General features: G+C 66.5%; 15 protein-coding genes. 9 read left to right on the top strand and 6 right to left on the bottom strand.

The features are described 5' to 3' along the window. Positions 1-186: transposase (locus tag HUA74_RS40315; protein WP_174454834.1), on the top strand; the 186-nt coding region annotated here is incomplete at its 5' end. Positions 187-1048: 862 nt separating this feature from the next. Here the strand turns inward: HUA74_RS40315 and HUA74_RS40310 are convergent. Beyond that, positions 1049-1306 carry a hypothetical protein gene (locus HUA74_RS40310; RefSeq protein ID WP_174458786.1) on the bottom strand — a complete coding sequence of 86 codons (258 nt, stop codon included), beginning with the start codon at positions 1304-1306 and terminating at the stop codon, positions 1049-1051. Between the two features lie 155 nt (positions 1307-1461). Between HUA74_RS40310 and HUA74_RS46975 the strand changes: the two genes are divergently transcribed. Continuing rightward, the gene (locus HUA74_RS46975) at positions 1462-1758 is read left to right on the top strand and encodes a transposase (protein WP_174458845.1); all 297 of its coding nucleotides are present in this window, start codon (positions 1462-1464) and stop codon (positions 1756-1758) included. 569 nt (positions 1759-2327) lie between these two features. Here HUA74_RS46975 and HUA74_RS40300 read toward each other — a convergent pair. Next, a complete protein-coding gene (locus HUA74_RS40300; protein ID WP_174458844.1) occupies positions 2328-2777 on the bottom strand; it encodes a hypothetical protein in 450 nt (149 codons plus the stop codon). A 250-nt stretch (positions 2778-3027) separates the two neighbouring features. Here HUA74_RS40300 and HUA74_RS40295 point away from each other — a divergent pair, with 250 nt between their 5' ends. Then, the gene (locus HUA74_RS40295) at positions 3028-3990 is read left to right on the top strand and encodes a hypothetical protein (RefSeq protein WP_174458843.1); all 963 of its coding nucleotides are present in this window, start codon (positions 3028-3030) and stop codon (positions 3988-3990) included. A 36-nt stretch (positions 3991-4026) separates the two neighbouring features. Here HUA74_RS40295 and HUA74_RS40290 read toward each other — a convergent pair whose 3' ends face one another. Beyond that, a complete protein-coding gene (locus HUA74_RS40290; protein ID WP_174458842.1) occupies positions 4027-4686 on the bottom strand; it encodes a pentapeptide repeat-containing protein in 660 nt (219 codons plus the stop codon). 208 nt (positions 4687-4894) lie between these two features. Between HUA74_RS40290 and HUA74_RS40285 the strand changes: the two genes are divergently transcribed. From HUA74_RS40285 to HUA74_RS40275, 3 genes are all read left to right on the top strand, one after another. Then, the gene (locus HUA74_RS40285; protein WP_141642377.1) at positions 4895-5566 is read left to right on the top strand and encodes a carbonic anhydrase; all 672 of its coding nucleotides are present in this window, start codon (positions 4895-4897) and stop codon (positions 5564-5566) included. A gap of 114 nt (positions 5567-5680) precedes the next feature. Next, a complete protein-coding gene (locus HUA74_RS40280; protein ID WP_174458841.1) occupies positions 5681-6721 on the top strand; it encodes a cytochrome-c peroxidase in 1041 nt (346 codons plus the stop codon). 139 nt (positions 6722-6860) lie between these two features. Beyond that, on the top strand, positions 6861-7247 hold the full coding sequence (locus tag HUA74_RS40275) for a hypothetical protein (RefSeq protein ID WP_174458840.1): 387 nt from the start codon (positions 6861-6863) through the stop codon (positions 7245-7247). 6 nt (positions 7248-7253) lie between these two features. On the opposite strand, the gene opgC is transcribed toward HUA74_RS40275, so the two are convergent. Together opgC and HUA74_RS40265 are read right to left on the bottom strand one after the other, a co-directional pair. Continuing rightward, positions 7254-8342 carry an OpgC domain-containing protein gene (gene opgC / locus HUA74_RS40270; RefSeq protein WP_174458839.1) on the bottom strand — a complete coding sequence of 363 codons (1089 nt, stop codon included), beginning with the start codon at positions 8340-8342 and terminating at the stop codon, positions 7254-7256. 47 nt (positions 8343-8389) lie between these two features. Beyond that, positions 8390-10264, bottom strand: coding sequence for a CotH kinase family protein (locus HUA74_RS40265; RefSeq protein ID WP_254625474.1), 1875 nt, complete (start codon positions 10262-10264; stop codon positions 8390-8392). A 291-nt stretch (positions 10265-10555) separates the two neighbouring features. On the opposite strand from HUA74_RS40265, the gene HUA74_RS40260 reads away from it, so the two are divergent. Next, a complete protein-coding gene (locus HUA74_RS40260) occupies positions 10556-10861 on the top strand; it encodes a hypothetical protein (RefSeq protein ID WP_141642372.1) in 306 nt (101 codons plus the stop codon). Between the two features lie 37 nt (positions 10862-10898). Here HUA74_RS40260 and HUA74_RS40255 read toward each other — a convergent pair whose 3' ends face one another. Next, positions 10899-12908, bottom strand: coding sequence for a S8 family serine peptidase (locus HUA74_RS40255; RefSeq protein ID WP_174458837.1), 2010 nt, complete (start codon positions 12906-12908; stop codon positions 10899-10901). A gap of 242 nt (positions 12909-13150) precedes the next feature. On the opposite strand from HUA74_RS40255, the gene HUA74_RS40250 reads away from it, so the two are divergent. Both HUA74_RS40250 and HUA74_RS40245 read left to right on the top strand, forming a co-directional pair. Continuing rightward, positions 13151-14479 (top strand): ferritin-like domain-containing protein, encoded by a 1329-nt coding sequence (locus HUA74_RS40250; protein WP_174458836.1) that lies wholly within the window; start codon positions 13151-13153, stop codon positions 14477-14479. 29 nt (positions 14480-14508) lie between these two features. Next, entirely contained in the window at positions 14509-15843 is a 1335-nt protein-coding gene (locus HUA74_RS40245; protein ID WP_174458835.1) for a ferritin-like domain-containing protein, read from the top strand. Positions 15844-15888: the final 45 nt, after the last annotated feature.

Raw genomic sequence — 15888 nt, 5'->3', positions numbered from 1 at the left:
ACCAACGGCCTGGAGCGACTCCATGGCGAAGTCAAGCGCCGCATCCGCTCCGTGGGCGCCTTCCCGGACCGCGCCAGCGCACTGCGCCTCATCACCGCCGTCGCCCTCGAAGTCTCTGGCATCTGGGCTGACCGCCGCTACCTCGACATGGCCCTGCTGACTTCAAACCCAGACACCGCTGAATGAATCCGCCAAGGAGCCTTCCTCCCACGTTCCCCCCCCCGAACCAACCACACACGATTCGGGACTTGACCCTTGGCGAAGTACCAAGCACGGGGGCACAGCTTGTGTCTCTTGAGCTGGGACACGCTCAGTCGCTGGATGACCCCGGCAATGACAGAGGGGCCACGAGGAGGGGTTTCAACGGTGGGATGCACCCCATGTAAATGAGTGCGCTTTCCGAAGAGAGTTCGCAGTCTGCAACGGCACAGGTGGTATCGCCCACTGTTTTGCAATAGTGGAAACCACTTGCATTCACCCGAGCCAGGGCGAAACCCTGAAGCAATGGATCTCTGGCTCCATTGCAAAGAATTGGGGCTGCGAAGCGGGGGCTGGGTTGTTTGCCGTGCCCCGGAAATATATGCTTTGCGCGAATTCCAAGTTCCAAAAGGGGTGGAGACATGATGCACAGGTGGGTTACTGCCGTAGCGTTCGCAGTGATAGTCCTCTCGGGCTGTGGCGGGGTCGAACTAGACACGCCGCCGCAAGCCCCTCTCGACGACAAGAGCGCCAGTGAACTCTGCCTGCTATTCCGTGGTGTGGCGGAATCACGTGAGGCGGCATGCTCCTATGCAAAAAGGGATGCACAGGCATACTGCAGTCAATTCGGCACTGGTGCTACTCGGGTCAAAACCTGCAAAGTCGTCAGGCAGGATGAGTGGTCCTATACGGTTGACCTGTCTGCCTGTTGCCCGGGCGCCTTTCCCGGCGGGGAAGTCCAGAGCGAATAGGGATGTCTGGGGTACATCGAGTGAGAGGTAGCCATGAGCAATCTCTTCAGATGTGCGACGCACCTGTGCTCGTCTGAATTGCTCGCGACAATTTGATGTTACCCACGACGCTCCCCATGCTTCTCGGTGGGGGCGTTCCGCAGTTCATCCGGCAGGTAGTAGACGAGTGGCCGTGTCCCGTCCCCCATCCGGCGCTGGCCTCGGGTGAAGTGCAACGCCTTGAGGGCGGCGCCGATTTCCCGGGAGATTCGCGGGTCGACCTGTGCGGGGTGGAGCGCGAAGGCTTCGACACCGACGTGGAGAATCGTCATGTCACCAGGGCGCTTGTCGGCGGGCATCTCCAGGAGCCACTTCAAGATGACTTCCTTCCGGCTGTCTCCGCAGTTCTCGGCACGGAGGGCGGCTTGCTGCTCGGCTCCCGCCGCTTCCTCGGACGTGAGCCACCACCCCCCTGTGTCAGGGAAGAAGTCGCCTCGGCTGAGTTGCCGAGCTGACCACCCGAAGGGGGCGAGTGCAGGCGGTTGAAGTGCCGTACACAGACGCATTCAAGGCGCAGATGGTGAAGCGGATGGTGGGACCGAGCGCGGTGAATGCCTCGACACTGGCCCGGCAGGTGGGAGTGTCCCAACCGACGTTGTCGCAGTGGTTGCGCGCGGCGAATAGAGTAGCGGCCATGGCGGGCCTGTCGAGGAGCCACCAAAAGACTGCCTCTGGGAGTTTGGGAATTCAATGCCGCACGAGTCCTTCGGTTTTGCGGCAAGCGCCGAAGGGGCTCTTGGATGCCCATGTTGTTAGGAATGTTGTGTGATGCTATGGTTTCTGCGTGGTCGTGACTCGAAAGGAAGGAATCGCATGGCGCGTAATGGGATTGTTGCCGTGGGACTCTCAGCGATCATTCTGTTTGGGTGTGGCGGCATTGAACCGGGCGCATCGCCGCAAGATCCGGTCAGCGATGAGGGCGCCCTGGAGTCCTGTTTGCTGTATCGCGCTGAACGAGAATCATATGCGGCTGCGTGTGCTCAATCACTTCAGTACGGACGGGAAGACTGCGCGCGTCGCGGCAGTAGCGTCAAGAGCTATGGGAAATGCACCGTCGTCAGGGGGGACGAGGGGGGCGGCTACACCGTTGATAGGTCTGTTTGTTGCGTTGACTAGCTGTTCGTGCCCACGCAAAAGGAATGCTGCGGGACGCCCGCCGAAGGCGACCATTTCAAATGTGCGACTCGATTTCGCTCATCTGAGCTGGTCGCGGCCGCCTGAAGCTGCCCACGCCGCCCGCCCACTTCTCGGTGGGCGGGTTCCGACGTTCGTCCGGGAGGTGTCACTGAGTATGCTTCTGCGAGACGTCAAGCACGCTCAGTCATATGCGGCGTGCTGTTAGTTTGGACTCCAGCAGCGGTACTTGACCTGAACCACGTTCGACACGTAGGTGTTGGCGTCGAGGACACGGAACCGGATGTATTTGTCGTAGTATGTCCCGTAGGTGTAGAGCCCCCACTGGCAGTAGTCACTATAGGTGGTCGAGTTGTTCCACCAGTCGTCGCCATACGGCCCATTCCCGAAGTCATCAATGATCGACCACTGGTAGGTATACGGCGCTACACCGTTACTGGCGCTGCCGGTGCAGGAGACCGCATAGGTCTGCGGGTTTCTTCCGCATCCCATGGTTGCCGTTGGAGGAGGGATGTCGAGGGCGGTGACGGTGTCTCCCGTGTCGATTCCCTCTTCCTCGGACGCAAGGGGCTCGCCACAGGCACCAAGCAAGACCCCTGCCGAAACTATCACCGCACCACGTAGAAAGTGCTTCACGATAGTCGGAACTGACATGAGGCGCTCCTGTGTGTTCAGGGTGGAAAGGCAGTCGTATATCAACTGACTTGCATGAGAGTCCTGGTTGCATGAGTGGCGAGTGTCCAGAATCGCTCAGATGAGGCTCTGTGCCCTCGGTGCCGACGCGATTTCGCGGGTCGCAACGCGAACAGGTCTATCCCTAGCCTTAGGGATGTTTGTTCGCGGGCCGTCGGGGTATGTGAATGGGCAGTTGGGCGTGCCCAATGACGTGATTGGAGGATACGCAATGAAGCGCAATGGCCTATTTCGACGGGGGTTCCTGCTGGCGGCCGCACTGGCGTCAACAGGGTGCAGTGATTCTCTGGATGATGGTCAAACGCCGATCAACCTCGCCCCTCCATCACTGGCTGAGGCGCAACTGTCACTCCAGCGCATCGATCAACTCTACGAATCCGACCCGGCGGCCGCATTGGACGCCACGCAGAAGCTGCGGCCGAAGCTCGATGAACTCAACAACCTGGTTGCCCGTGTCGAGATGGCACCCGCGCACTTCGTTGAATTCTACGATGTGCAGCCCGGTGGCCTCCTCGTCGTGGAGCGCGGGCCCGTTGAGGATGGGCGTTTCCTGCGCGACCAGGAGGGGGCCGACCGCTCCGCCGTCGCGCTCTATCGCCGGCTTACGGGAGGCGCCACGCCGCCGGACGCATTGGTCAGGGCCGAATCGCGCCGGGAGGCGCCCGAGGACTTCCATCTTCCTGCGTGGGATGCGGCCGTCCCGAGCCTGGACTACTCCGAGGGATTTGCCCCGGATCCTGGTGCGCAAACGGGAGACTCTGTCACCCAGTCATGGACGAGTGACCAGGGGCCACTTTGGCGAGATTCTGCCTGCTACAAGTGGGGAGAGTTTTTCGACTGTCTGCCCAATAGAACCGGCAATGGTGCGGCCTCCCGTAACGCCAAGACGGCGTTCATCCAGGCCGCACCCTATCGGGGGAGTTTGAGGTTGCAGCTCTCCTACGACAATGTCGCGAGAGGGGCCTGGGCCGTTTTCGCGGGGGAGATGGCGTCGTACTGGTGGCATTCCGCCAGCTATTGGGCCTGCCCGGGTGGCCAGGCCTGCGGCGTGCAGGAGTACTACATCCGAAACCATCGGTGGGATGTCTTGGACGCGGACGGTGATGGATATCACCTGACCTGGGCGTTCAGGTCGAACTGCAACTGGATCTCTTGCGACACGCCCCCCTTCTGACGGCTCCCTGCTGTTCGAGAAGGCTCGGCCCTGTCGCTACCGAGCCTTCTTCTTCGCTTTCGTGGACACCTCGTCGTGATACCCCGCCACGCGCATGCCGAGTGTCTTGGCCAGATTGACCACGGAGTCCAGCGGCACACGGGTGTCCTTCAGCCGGTTGTGCGCCGGGTCCAGGAACGCTCCCTGGGTCTCCGAGAAGTCCGTCCGTGTCAGCGTGCAGCCCCGGAAGTTGCTTCCGGAGAGGTCCGTCCCCTTGAAGTCCGAGTCGGTCAGGTCCAGGTCGTAGAAGTTCACCTCGCGGGCCACGCACCGCAGGAACTCCATCTTCCTCATGCTGAGCCCGACGAATGAGCAGTAGGACAGGCCCGAATCCACGAACGAGAACTCCGGGTTCGAGGCGATGTTGCTCCAGTCGATGCCGATCAGCTTGGAGCCCTCGAACCGGACCTCCCTGAGCGCGATCCGGCCGAATTGCGCGCGCGTGACGTTGCATCCCCGGACGACGCACGCTTCGAGGATGCTGTCCTTCCACCGGCTCTCCTGGAGCTGACAGTTCTCGAAGGTGCAGCGATAGAACTCCTTGTCGGCCAGTTCGGCGTTCTGGAGATCGAGGTTCGTGAAGGTCTCGTTCTCGAAGTACGTCTCTCGCAGCAGGCGCTGCGTTCCCTCGGCCCTGGCTCCGTCGGTCTCGCTCACAGTCCCAGTATCGCCTGTTCCCGCTGACTCAACGGCGACGATGAATGGGGCGATGCCTCACCGCTTCTGGCGAGAATCAGGAGTTCGAAGTTGCATCGCAGGGCCCGAGTGTGCGCAACGCGAGCCCTCCTCGATGTCGCACTGCGGACGACATTCTCCTCGACATCAGGGTTGTCGGCGCCCCCGCTCATGGGGAAGTCTCCGCTCCATGGAGAAACTCATCCCCGGCCTTCACCACTTCCAGACGGAGGTCTTTCGCTCCAAGCAGGAGCTGTACTCCCGGCTCGCCGAGGCGCAGAGCCCCGAGGTGCTCTTCATCACCTGCTCGGATTCGCGAGTCCTCCCCAACGAGCTGACCGGCGCGGGGCCGGGCGAGCTCTTCATCATCCGCAACGCGGGCAACCTCGTCCCGCCACACGGCACCCCCAACAACGGTGAGGCGGCCACCATCGAGTACGCCGTGGCGGCCCTGGAAGTGCGCCACATCATCGTCTGCGGCCACACCCGCTGCGGCGCGATGCAGGGCCTTCTCCACCCCGAGCAGTTGGCCCGCCTCCCGGAGATGCGCGACTGGCTCCGCCACGCTGAGCCCACCCGCCGCATCCTCCAGGAGAGCTACAGTCACCTGACCGGCCCCTCCTTGCAGACCGCGGCTGTGATGGAGAACGTCCTCGTCCAGGTCGAGCACCTGCGCTCGCTGCCCGTCGTCGCCGAAGGGCTCGCACGCCGCCAGCTCAACCTCTATGCCTGGGTGTACCAGCTCGAGTCCGGCTCGGTGCATGCCTATGACCCGGAACTCGGGCAGTACGCCCCCGTGGTCGCCGTGGACGGCGACTCCGCGCGCGCCCGCGGTCGCTTCGGGCTCCGTCAGGTGTTCTGAGCGAGCCCGTTCTCCCGGGTGCGAGTCCCCGGGCCTGGTGGTTGTTCGACACGGCTGGATTGACGTTGGAGAGGCAGGGGGCTTTCGTTGCGCCAACTCTTGAGCTGGGCCGTGATGTCCGGCCTTTGTCTGGCGATGACGGCGTCGGCGTCCGAGCGGCAGCGGGAGGTGCTCGGCCGCGCGCTGTTCTTCGATACCTCCTTGAGCGCCGATGGCCGGGTCGCCTGCATGTCTTGCCATCTGCCGGAGCGCGTCTTCTCCGACAGGGATGGTCGCTCTCTCGGCGCGCATCACCGCGTGGGCACGCGAAATGCTCCCAGCCTGCTCGATGTGGCGGATGCTCGGACGTTGTTCTGGGATGGGCGGAGGACCTCCCTGGAAGCGCTCATCCTCGACCCGCTCCTGCATCCTCAAGAGCACGCGCTGAGTTCTCCCGAGGACCTGGTGGCTCGTGTCCGTCAGCGCCATGCCGCGGCCCACGCCCTGGCTTTTCCCAACGAGGAGGTCTCCACCGGGACCATCACCCGGTCCATCGCGGCCTATGTGCGCACGCTCAAGTCCGGCCCTTCTCCGTTTGAGCGCTTCCACTTCGGCAAGGATTCCGCCGCGCTCGACGAGTCCCAGCGCCGGGGCCTCAAGCTGTTCCTGGGTCGCGCCGAGTGCGGTCGCTGCCACACCGTGGGCCCCCAGGCGGCCACCTTCACGGATGGGCGCTTCCACGCGGGCGAGCCGCGCGAGGACCTCAAGTCGCGGCTGCCCACGGTGGCTCGCGAAGTGACCCGAATGTCCGAGACCGAGCGCTTCTCCGCCGTGGCCACACGAGAGGACGTGGCCGCGCTGGGGCGCTTCGTCGTGACACTTCGCCCGGAGGACATGGGGCGCTTCCGGACGCCCAGCCTGCGCAATGCCGCCCTCACGGCGCCCTACATGCACGACGGCGGTGTTCCCTCGCTGCGCGAGGCCGTGGAGCGCGAGCTGGATTCCCGCGTCGGCCGAGGCGCCCGACGACCCCCGTTCTCCCCTCAAGAGCGGGCCGACCTGGTGGCTTTTGTCGAGGCGCTCACCAGCACCTCGTTCTCCGAACTCACGCACACCGAGGTGATCCAGAACCCCAGGAGTGAGCGCGCCCTCTCTGGGGAGAGGGTGACACCCTGAAGCTTCGCCCACCGATTTCGAGGCACGTTGTCAGGCGACGTGACATGACGGCTCGTCAGGACGGTGCTCCCGTCGAATGCTCGGGCTGCCTTGGCCCTTGTCAGTCCATTCCCGGCGAGTGACCTTGTCAGGAGAACCCATGTCGCGGCACGCAGAGACCACGTTCCTGAATGTCGACCTGGACCTCAAGAGTCAGTTCGGCCTGTCCAGGTTGCTGAGCGCGCTTGGCGACTCGGTCGCCCCGGTTCACGCCGAGGACGGGTTCGCGTGCCTGGAGCTCGACGAGCAACCCGAGTCGCCCGAGGAGGCGGTGATGCGTCTGGCGACCCTCATCACCCGCCTCCCCAAGGATGCGCGGGAGGAGTGGGACCGGTGTTCGGAGCGGACACTCGATATCGGCATCCAAGCTGGCGCCACGCCGCATCAGGTGCGCTACCAGCTCCCCGTGGCGGCACTCGCCCTCGCGGTGAGCATCAACGCGGAGGTCGTCATCACGGTCTACGCGTGCCCCGAGCCGTCGCCCTGACCGCCATCACCCCGGGAGCGCCGTGCGTCGCCGGTGACGCACGGCCACGAGGAGCATGCTGGCGAACGTCACCACCAGCACGGCCAGTTCCTCCAGGCTGTCGAGCGGCGCCTCGTTCTCGTTGATGAGCGCCAGGCTCAACAGGCACAGCACCAGGTGGACGCTGAAGACGGGAAGCGACGCGCTCCCCAGCAGCACCAGCACCCGCGGCTTCAGCCAGTGATAGACGCGCGGTGAGCCCCGGTCCGCGAGCACCGCCAGCGCCAGGAAGTTCACCAGGCGCAGCGGCGCCAACGTCCACTTGTCCAGGAGCACGGGCAGGCGCGTGAGCAACACGAAGGGCTCCACCTCGTACCGCGCCAGCAGGAACAGCAGGCTCACCACCCACGCGCCCCCCAGCAGCACCGAGGATGCGCGTCCCTGGGGCACCTTCGTCCTGGCCCGCTGGCTTCCCGTCCACACGCCCAGCACCCAGAGAAACTGCCAGGCGAACAAGTCGAACGCCCCGGACTGGTCAATCTTGACGGGCAGCCACGTGAGGTCTCCCAGCCATGTGTACAGCGCGCGCTTCAATCCGAGCTGCGCCCAGAGCCACACGAGCCCACTCAGGCACAGCACCTTCGCCCAGCCCGCCTCGCGCGCCGCGAGCAGCACGAACGGCGTCAGGAACAGCAGCACGACATACAGCGGCAGGATGTCGAGCAGTGGCGGGCAGTACAGCAGGACGAGGCTGCTCAGCAGCGCCGTGAGGGGCTCCTGGTGGTAGAAGTCGAGCAGGTTGCGGATGGCGGGCCGGTTCGCCAGCCACCCCATCGTGCCGATGACGGTGAAGGCGAAGAGCAACAGCCCGACATGGTGCGCGTAGACCTTCAGCGCCCGTCTTCGCAGGCTCGCCCACAGGCGCACGGGTGTGTCCCAGCTCTTCGCGTGCGAGCCCCCCACGAGGAACGCCGAGAGGAACACGAACCCCTCGGCCGCCGACACGAAGCCGAACGGCTGGCTGCTGTACGCGTTCAGCCGCGTGGGCAGGTGCGTCAGCGTCATCAAGACGAGAAGCAGTCCCCGCAGGGCATCCAGCTCGGGTCGGCGTGGCATGGAGACGTCGAGCGTCCGGGCGCGGAAGGGCGGGCGCCCTCGGCCCGTTACGGCGCGCCCAGCTCCTGCTCCAGGAACCCGCGCAGCGCGGCCGGTCGCCGCAGCGCGGTGTCTCGCATGAACTGGACGTCCTCACGCCAGCGCTCCATCGAGGTCGGGTACCGCCACCGCCCGATGTGCTCGGGCAGCTCGGGCTCGAGCCGCGCCGCCGCCGCGTCGAGAAACGCGACGACTCGCTCCGGCGCGAAGGTGTTCTCCAGGTGCCAGCGGAAGCGGGCGATGAACAGCCCCTTGAAGTCGGGCGACTTCAGCAGGCTCCGCAGCAGCACCACGAAGGGCTCGCCGAGGCGCTCGTCATGCAGGAGCCGTCCCAGCGAGTTGAACTCCGGCCCCGCGAAGAACGAGGCGTCCAGGTCGTACATCAGCCAGCGCCAGCGACCGTCCCCGGCTCCCGTCGCGCCGTTCCCCGCGCGATTGCGCCAGAACTTGACGTTGTTGTCCGGCCAGTCCTCGTTGCCGAAATAGAGCTGCGCGACGTGGTAGTCGATGAAGTCCTCCACATCCATGCGCTCCACGACGTGTGCATAGTGCTCGGGGACGGAGAGGTCGTGCTCCCGCACGTACGTCAGCAGCTCCGTGTACGGGAGGCTGTCCTCCGGCTCCCCCGTGTCGAGGTCGCCGGCATTCTCCAAGATGACGATGTCCTTCCGGTTCAGCCCATGGTGGCTCGCCAGGTAATACTCGTCATAGCGCTCGCGCAGCTCATGCAGCCCCCAGTACTCGCCATTGAGGAACACCACCGTGGGCCGACAGGCCTGGAGGGCCAGCGTCGTGTCGCGCAGCAGGCCCTGGAAGACGCAGTCCTTGAGCTTGGTGTATTGCTGGTCCTGTCCCGAGGTACGGACCAGCAGGCGCTTGAAGTCGCGCAGCGGATGGCCCGGGAAGATGTCGGCCTGGAACAGCTCGGGGCCATAATCTTCCTTGGCATACAGCCGCAGGCTCTTCTGCGGCAGCGCCGCGCTCCCCGAACCGTGGATGCGCACCCCCGCGTTCTGGGCAATCACAGGCGTGCCCGCTTCCTCGAACCACTCGACGTGGACCGGGCGCTCCCAATCCTTGCCATCCTGCATGTAATTGCCGGTGCCCCACCCCTCGAACCCACCAGGCGTCTCCTCGTAGACGCGGCCCGGGACATAGATTCCGCGGACGGCGTCGAAGAAGTTCTCCGCGTCCGTCACCAGTGACAGGACGGGCAGCGTGTAGGGCCGCTGGCCAATGAGATACGTGCGCGCCTGCCCCGTCTCCACCGGCGTCTCACCCGCGAACCGCTGCACGCGCACCACCGTGCCGAGCGTCACGGGCAGGGTGGGTGGCTTCCAGCGCCAATCCTCGGGCGAAACCTCGGGGTTGGTCCGGATGAGGCTGAGCGGCGCGGGCTGCCCGCTCCGATTCAACAGCGCCAGGGGGGCTGTGTAGACGGGAGAGGAGGGGCCCGGAGTCGAACCATCCAGGGTGTAGCGCGTCGTCGTGTCAGGTGACGTGGGCAGCGTGAGGAGCGCCTCGGATGCATACAGGCTCTCCGGCGACGTGAAGCTCAAGCGCTGGAAGTCGAGCCGGGTGCGGTTCTCCGTCCCGGTGTCGTGATATGCGATGACCTCCAGGGCCTCGCTCGCGTGACTCGGCTGCCAGGGAATGCTCCACCGACCCTCTCCCTCCAGCACCGCCTCACCGAGGAGCATCGAACCCTCGTAGACCTCTACCCGGACGACGCCCGCATCGACCCGGAAGCCGCCGCGCAGGACGTGCTGCTCGTTGTCCATGGCGTCGATGGTGAGGCCGACCGGATGGGGCGCCTCCTCCACCTGCTCACCGGGCTCCTGCTCCTCACGAGGCGTGTCCCGACAGGCACCGAGCGACAGCATGAGCAGGGCGAGCGCCCCAGAGAGCGTCCGTCTCCCGGGTGGGGTGAGGCTGCGCGGGCGCGCCAGGGCACGGTGCCCCGGGACTTCGGGAGAAAACGACTCATTCATGTTCGGGGCACGGTGGTGGGGGGGCCAGGGGCGACAAGCACCACGCGGCCACTCAGCAATACTCGTGCCTCAAACTATCTCCCTGAATTCACGGAGTGGTGTCGGGAGGGCGTGGCAGTGTGCCACGCTGGGGATGGCGGATTGCCATGGCTGCTGCTCACTCGAGCGAGGGTGGGACTTGCGATGACGGAGCCGAGACCCCGGCACTGTGCGACGTGTGGGCGCGCGCTGAGCCCCCGCGAGGTGTACTACCGCTTCAACCTGGTGCTGGAGGGTGAGCAGGACCTGCTCGACTCCGGTGACGAGCCCGGAGACGGGGAGCGGGACGCCCTCGCGGAGCTGGTCCAACGGCTGGAGGAAGGGCCCGAGGACGCCCGCGAGTTGGAAGACCAGGTCCACTGGGAGCGCGCGGGCGTGGTGTGCGGAGCGTGTCGCATCGTGGTGGTGCGCATGCTCGATGCGGGCCCGGGGACGCCTCGACCGCACTGACGTCCCGGGCCCTACGACGAGACTTCACAAGCGTGCTTCAGCGGCCCCGGCGCGCCACGGAGAAGGCGAGGTCGTCGTGGTCCAACCACATCCCGGGCTCGCAACTGGCGTGGGAGGGATTGGTTCCGAGCACGCCCCGAATCGCCTGGAGTCCTCCGTCGGGCAGGGTGAAGGTGGTGGACAGCTCATGTTCACCGGGGACCTCGACCTGGAGCCTCGCGACGTGTGTCCATTGAGGGGTGCGTGCGTCGGGGGCGTGAAAGAGATTCACCTCCTCCAGGAACGGCACGAAGCCAAAGACAGTCGCCGTGAGCGTCACCTGCCTGCCCGCGGTGAGGGGGCCGCCATCCTGGCTGGTGATGCGCAGGCCCTCCAGCGTCGCGGTGACGAGATAGGTGCCCTCTTCTCCATCCGGGCAGCTGCCGCCGAGCGTGTTGGGCGCATGGGGTTCCGGACCGACGCCTCCCATTCCCCGGACGAGCTGCCCGGTGTCGCACGAGGCCGTGAGCGCGGTGCATCGGGGGGCGAGGAGCGTCGAGTCGTAGTCGGCGATGCCAGGGTTGCGCACCGTCACCGTCACGGGCGCGGCCCGGTGGGCCTTGAGCGCCGTGTCATAGGCGCGGACCTCCAGGGTGGTGGGGCCATTGAGTTCCTGTCGCGTGTCCCAGGCGAAGTCGAAGGGGCGGGTGTCGTCGCTGGCGAGGAGCACTCCGTTGACCCAGAGGTCCACGCGGCGGATGGCGACGTCATCCCAGGCCAGCACATGCACGCGCGGCGTGTCTCGGACCGTGGTTCCCGGCAGCGGGGTCAGCAGGTGCGCCCAGGGGCGGTGGTCATCGCCAGGGGAGGGCGCGAGGCGGGCCTGGAGCAGCAGGTTGGGTGAGCGCGGCCCGGCCTCCTTCACCCGTCCCGGAATGGCGGCGCCCGCGAGTGCCTCCATCACCTGCGTCGGCGTGGCGGTGGGGTGCGCCTCCAGATAGAGCGCGGCGGCGCCCGCGACGTGCGGTGTGGCCATCGACGTACCGGAGAGCACCTCGGTCGCGCTGTCGTCGGCGATGCCCGCGGAGATGATTTCGTCACCCGGCGCGAACAGGTCGATGCAGGCGCCGTAGTTGGAGAACCACGCCTTCCTGTCCGCGAGGTTGGTGGCGCCCACGGTGAGGGCTTCCGGCGTACGGGCCGGTGATCCACCGCATGCGTCGCCGCTGCGATTGCCCGCCGCCACCACCGTGGTGATGCCCGCGGCCACGGCATTGCGGACCGCGAGGTCCAGCGCCTCCGAGGGCTCCATTCCCAGACTGAGGTTGGCGACGGCGGGAGACTCATGGTGGGCGGTGACCCAGTCGATGCCCTCGATGATTCCAGAGACGGTGCCCTCTCCGCCGCAGTCCAGGACGCGCACGGGATGCAGCGTCACCGCCCTGGCCACGCCCCACGTCGAACCGCCGAGCGTTCCCGCGACATGGGTGCCATGGCCGTCGCAGTCCTCCGCGCCACCGTCGGGGTCCACTCCGTCGAAGCCCGCTCCCAGGCGCCCCAGGAACTGCGTGTGCGTCGAACGGATGCCCGTGTCGATGACATAGGCGTGGACGCCCGCGCCGCCGTGCGTGGGCTGGTAGAGACCATCGAGTGGAAGGTCTTCCTGGTCCACGCGGTCCAGGCCCCAGGAGTCCGTCCTCGGCTCCGCGTACAGGCGCACCCAGGCGTCCTGTTCGACGAGCGCGACACGTGCATCCGCGCGCAGTGCCGCCACGCTCGCTTCATCGAGCTCGGCCGCGAAGCCCTGGAGCGCATGGGCATACGTGCGGCTCACCTTCGCCGCGTGGGTACTGGCGACGCTCAGTACGTGCTCGCGCGCCTTCTGGGGCAGGAGCATGGCTTGGGTCGCGGGTGGCTTGAGCACGACGATGTAGTGGTGAGGGACGCGCCGTGTCCCGGTGCGCTGGGATGTGGCGGCCTGGGGCGAGAGGTCGGTCGGGTTCGTGCAGCCGCCGAGGACAAACGCTGACAGGACAAGAGACAGGGGTGTGGTGGAACGGAACTTCATGGGTGTGGGCCTGAGAGTGGGCCGACCCCTCTTCCGGGCACAGGGGGGCCCGGAGCGAGGTGGCGTCATGGTGAGCCCGCTTGGACGCCGAAGGACTTCGGGTTGATCAATCCCCGCCTCAGGTTTCTGAGCAGGCTGGGGGAAATCAGGGTGTGCTTGTCAGCGTTCCGGATTGCGCGCCGAGTGACAGCTCGCTGGCACCATCATTGCTGTTGAAAGAGGCTCACTCGATGGGAGCCTTCATGGACTCGAATCAACTGCGCCAGCTCTTCGCGAAGGCCCTGCGAGCCTCGTTGGCTTCCCCCCTGTTGCTGGCCGGTTGCGGTGGCCTGGACCTGAAGGGCTACTCGCCTCCCGTGTGTGAGGACGATTGGAAGCTCGCGATGAGCGGCCTGTCTCCGGCGACCCAGCCGGACCTGGTGCAGCTCCGCCGGAGCCAGGACACCGGGGACGGGAGCAGCAACCCGCGCCTCCATACGGTGCTGTCGTCTTCGGGCACGGCTTGCGCGACGGCGTCCCAGCCCGCGACGTGTCAGGCGGAGCTCGCCGCCCTTGCACCTCAGGAGGGCTTTCGCTCCGTCTGCAACTTGTTCTGCGAGTCGTACTACCTGGCGACCACGGAAGGCGACACGGTGGCGGCCAAGACTTCGTTGGAGGCACTCATCGGCTTCCTGGGCGCCATCGACACGCCCCAGGAAGCCCTGCTGCGTGTCTTCGCTGACGGTTACACCCTGAGCTGCACCACGCTGGAGCGGGGGGCGGTGAAGGCGAACGGCGATGGCAGCTTCAACGTCGTCGCGACCCAGGGCTTCGCCTGCGGAGAGGGGACCCAGGAGACGCAGTTCGTCCTGGGGGTGTCGGCTTCGGGCGAGGTGGTCGAGAAGGAACGCGACGTCCTGAAGCGTGGCGACAAGGGCTGTTCAGTGGGACGTCGGCCCGCGGGACTCCAGTCGGAAGGCTTCGTCGAGTGCGCGGATGCCGTGGGGCGGCACCTGGCCCTCATCGCGCACCTGGAGGCTGCCTCCATCCAGGCGTTCCTTCGCCTGCGCGCGGAGCTGGCGCTGCACGGCGCGGACCTCGCGCTCCAGGACGCGGCGCTGCGCAGCGCGATGGACGAGGTGATGCACACGGAGGTCTGCGGACGTCTGGCCCGGAAGTACGGTGCGACGCCGGAGCGGCCCCAGGTGGCGTCGCTTCCGCCCAGGCCGCTCGCGGAGGTGATGCTCGACAACGCGGTGGAGGGCTGCGTGCGCGAGACGTACGGCGCGCTGGTCGCCCACCACCAGGCCCTGCACGCGGAGGACTCCGAGGTGCGCGAGGCCATGGCGCGCATCGCCGAGGATGAGACGCGGCACGCCGACCTGTCGTGGGCCATTGACCGCTGGGCGAGCACGAGTCTCCCCGAAAGCGAGCGGACGGCCGTGCGTGAGGCCCGGCTGCGCGCCATCGAGGCCCTGCGCGCGCAGGTGGCCGAACCGACGGACTCCGCGCTCATCCGTGAACTCGGCCTGCCCGCGCCCGCGGTCGCCGTGGCCCTGGTGGACACGCTCACTCGCGAGCTCTGGAACTAAGACCTTCTTTGCGACAGGAATCATGCTCCATGAATTCGAATCGATTGCGCGAAATCTTCACGCGAGCGCTGCGTGCCTCGCTGGCCTCGCCCCTGGTGCTGGCGGGCTGCGGCGGCCTGGACCTTGATGGGTATTCACCACCCGATTGCATTAGAAATAACCTCGCGATCAGAGGCCTTTCCCCCTCGGTGCCGACGGACTTCATCGAGCTGCGCCGTGTCTACTCGACCATGATGCGGCCGCCCTTCACCGAGTCCGCCCTTTCGTCCTCGGGTGTTCGCTGCGTGACGGCCACGGATGGACCGAGCTGTCGCTCCGAGCTCAAGGCCCTGACCTCCACGACGGGTTTCGGCACGAGCTGTGGCGAGCGTTCCCTGAGCTGCGTGACGCACTATCTCGCGACCACGCAGGGGGACGTGGTGACAGCGCACAACTCGTTGGAGGCGCTCCTGAGCTTCCTGGGCACCATCGACACGCCGCAGGAAGCGGTGCTGCGCGTCGTCGCTGAGGGCGACCGTTCCTATCAGGTGAGTTGCTCCGAACTGGAGCACGGGGCCGTGAAGGCGAACGCCGACGGTACTTACAACGTGGTCGCCACCACGGGTACCATCTGCGCGGGGGGAGGGCCGTGGACGCAGCACGTGCTGCTGGTTTCGCCCGAGGGTGAGGTGCGCGAGACGCGCAGCGAGATTCTGGAGAAAGGCCCCAGCAGCTGCGACGGACGCAGGCCCGCGGGGCTTCGCTCCAATGGCGTGGTCGACTGCTCGGATGCCCTGGGACACCACTTCGCCATCATCGCCCACATGGAGGCGGCCTCCATCCAGGCGTTCCTGCGGCTGCGCGAGGAGCTGGCGTTGCACGGCGCGGGCGTCGAACTCCAGGACGCGGCGCTGCGCAGCGCGATGGAGGAGGTGGAGCACGCGGAGGTCTGCGGCCGTCTGGCCCGGAAGCACGGCGCGACGCCGAGCCCCGCCGTGGTGGCAGCGCTTCCTCCGAGGCCGCTCGCGGAGGTGGTGCTCGACAATGCGGTGGAGGGGTGCGTGCGCGAGACGTACGGCGCCCTCGTGGCCTACCACCAGGCCCTGCACGCGGAGGACTCCGAGGTGCGCGAGGCCATGGCGCGCATCGCCGAGGATGAGACGCGGCACGCCGACTTGTCGTGGGCCATTGACCGCTGGGCGAGCCCGCGTCTCCCCGAAAGCGAGCGGACGGCCGTGCGCGAGGCTCAGGTGCGCGCCGTGGAGGCACTGCGCGCGAAGGTGGCCGAGCCGACCGATGCCGCCCTCATTCGCGAGCTCGGCCTGCCATCTCCTGAGGTCGCCGTGGCGCTGGTGGACACCCTTTCGCGCGAGCTCTGGAACTGAGGCACGACGCTCGATGACGACAGGCCGACAAGGGGCTCCGCGCGG

The sequence above is a fragment of the Myxococcus sp. CA051A genome, assembly GCF_013336705.1.
Taxonomy (GTDB): domain Bacteria; phylum Myxococcota; class Myxococcia; order Myxococcales; family Myxococcaceae; genus Myxococcus; species Myxococcus llanfairpwllgwyngyllgogerychwyrndrobwllllantysiliogogogochensis.
Note: the sequence above shows the minus strand (reverse complement) of the source record. Positions and strands in the feature narration are given on the sequence as shown.

Coding starts and splice junctions, on each gene's coding strand:
- HUA74_RS40300 (WP_174458844.1), bottom strand. CDS start 2,777: ATGTCAGTTCCGACTATCGTGAAGCACTTTCTACGTGGTGCGGTGATA.
- HUA74_RS40295 (WP_174458843.1), top strand. CDS start 3,028: ATGAAGCGCAATGGCCTATTTCGACGGGGGTTCCTGCTGGCGGCCGCA.
- HUA74_RS40285 (WP_141642377.1), top strand. CDS start 4,895: ATGGAGAAACTCATCCCCGGCCTTCACCACTTCCAGACGGAGGTCTTT.
- HUA74_RS40280 (WP_174458841.1), top strand. CDS start 5,681: ATGTCCGGCCTTTGTCTGGCGATGACGGCGTCGGCGTCCGAGCGGCAG.
- HUA74_RS40275 (WP_174458840.1), top strand. CDS start 6,861: ATGTCGCGGCACGCAGAGACCACGTTCCTGAATGTCGACCTGGACCTC.
- opgC (WP_174458839.1), bottom strand. CDS start 8,342: ATGCCACGCCGACCCGAGCTGGATGCCCTGCGGGGACTGCTTCTCGTC.
- HUA74_RS40265 (WP_254625474.1), bottom strand. CDS start 10,264: ATGCTGTCGCTCGGTGCCTGTCGGGACACGCCTCGTGAGGAGCAGGAG.
- HUA74_RS40260 (WP_141642372.1), top strand. CDS start 10,556: ATGACGGAGCCGAGACCCCGGCACTGTGCGACGTGTGGGCGCGCGCTG.
- HUA74_RS40255 (WP_174458837.1), bottom strand. CDS start 12,908: ATGAAGTTCCGTTCCACCACACCCCTGTCTCTTGTCCTGTCAGCGTTT.
- HUA74_RS40250 (WP_174458836.1), top strand. CDS start 13,151: ATGGACTCGAATCAACTGCGCCAGCTCTTCGCGAAGGCCCTGCGAGCC.
- HUA74_RS40245 (WP_174458835.1), top strand. CDS start 14,509: ATGAATTCGAATCGATTGCGCGAAATCTTCACGCGAGCGCTGCGTGCC.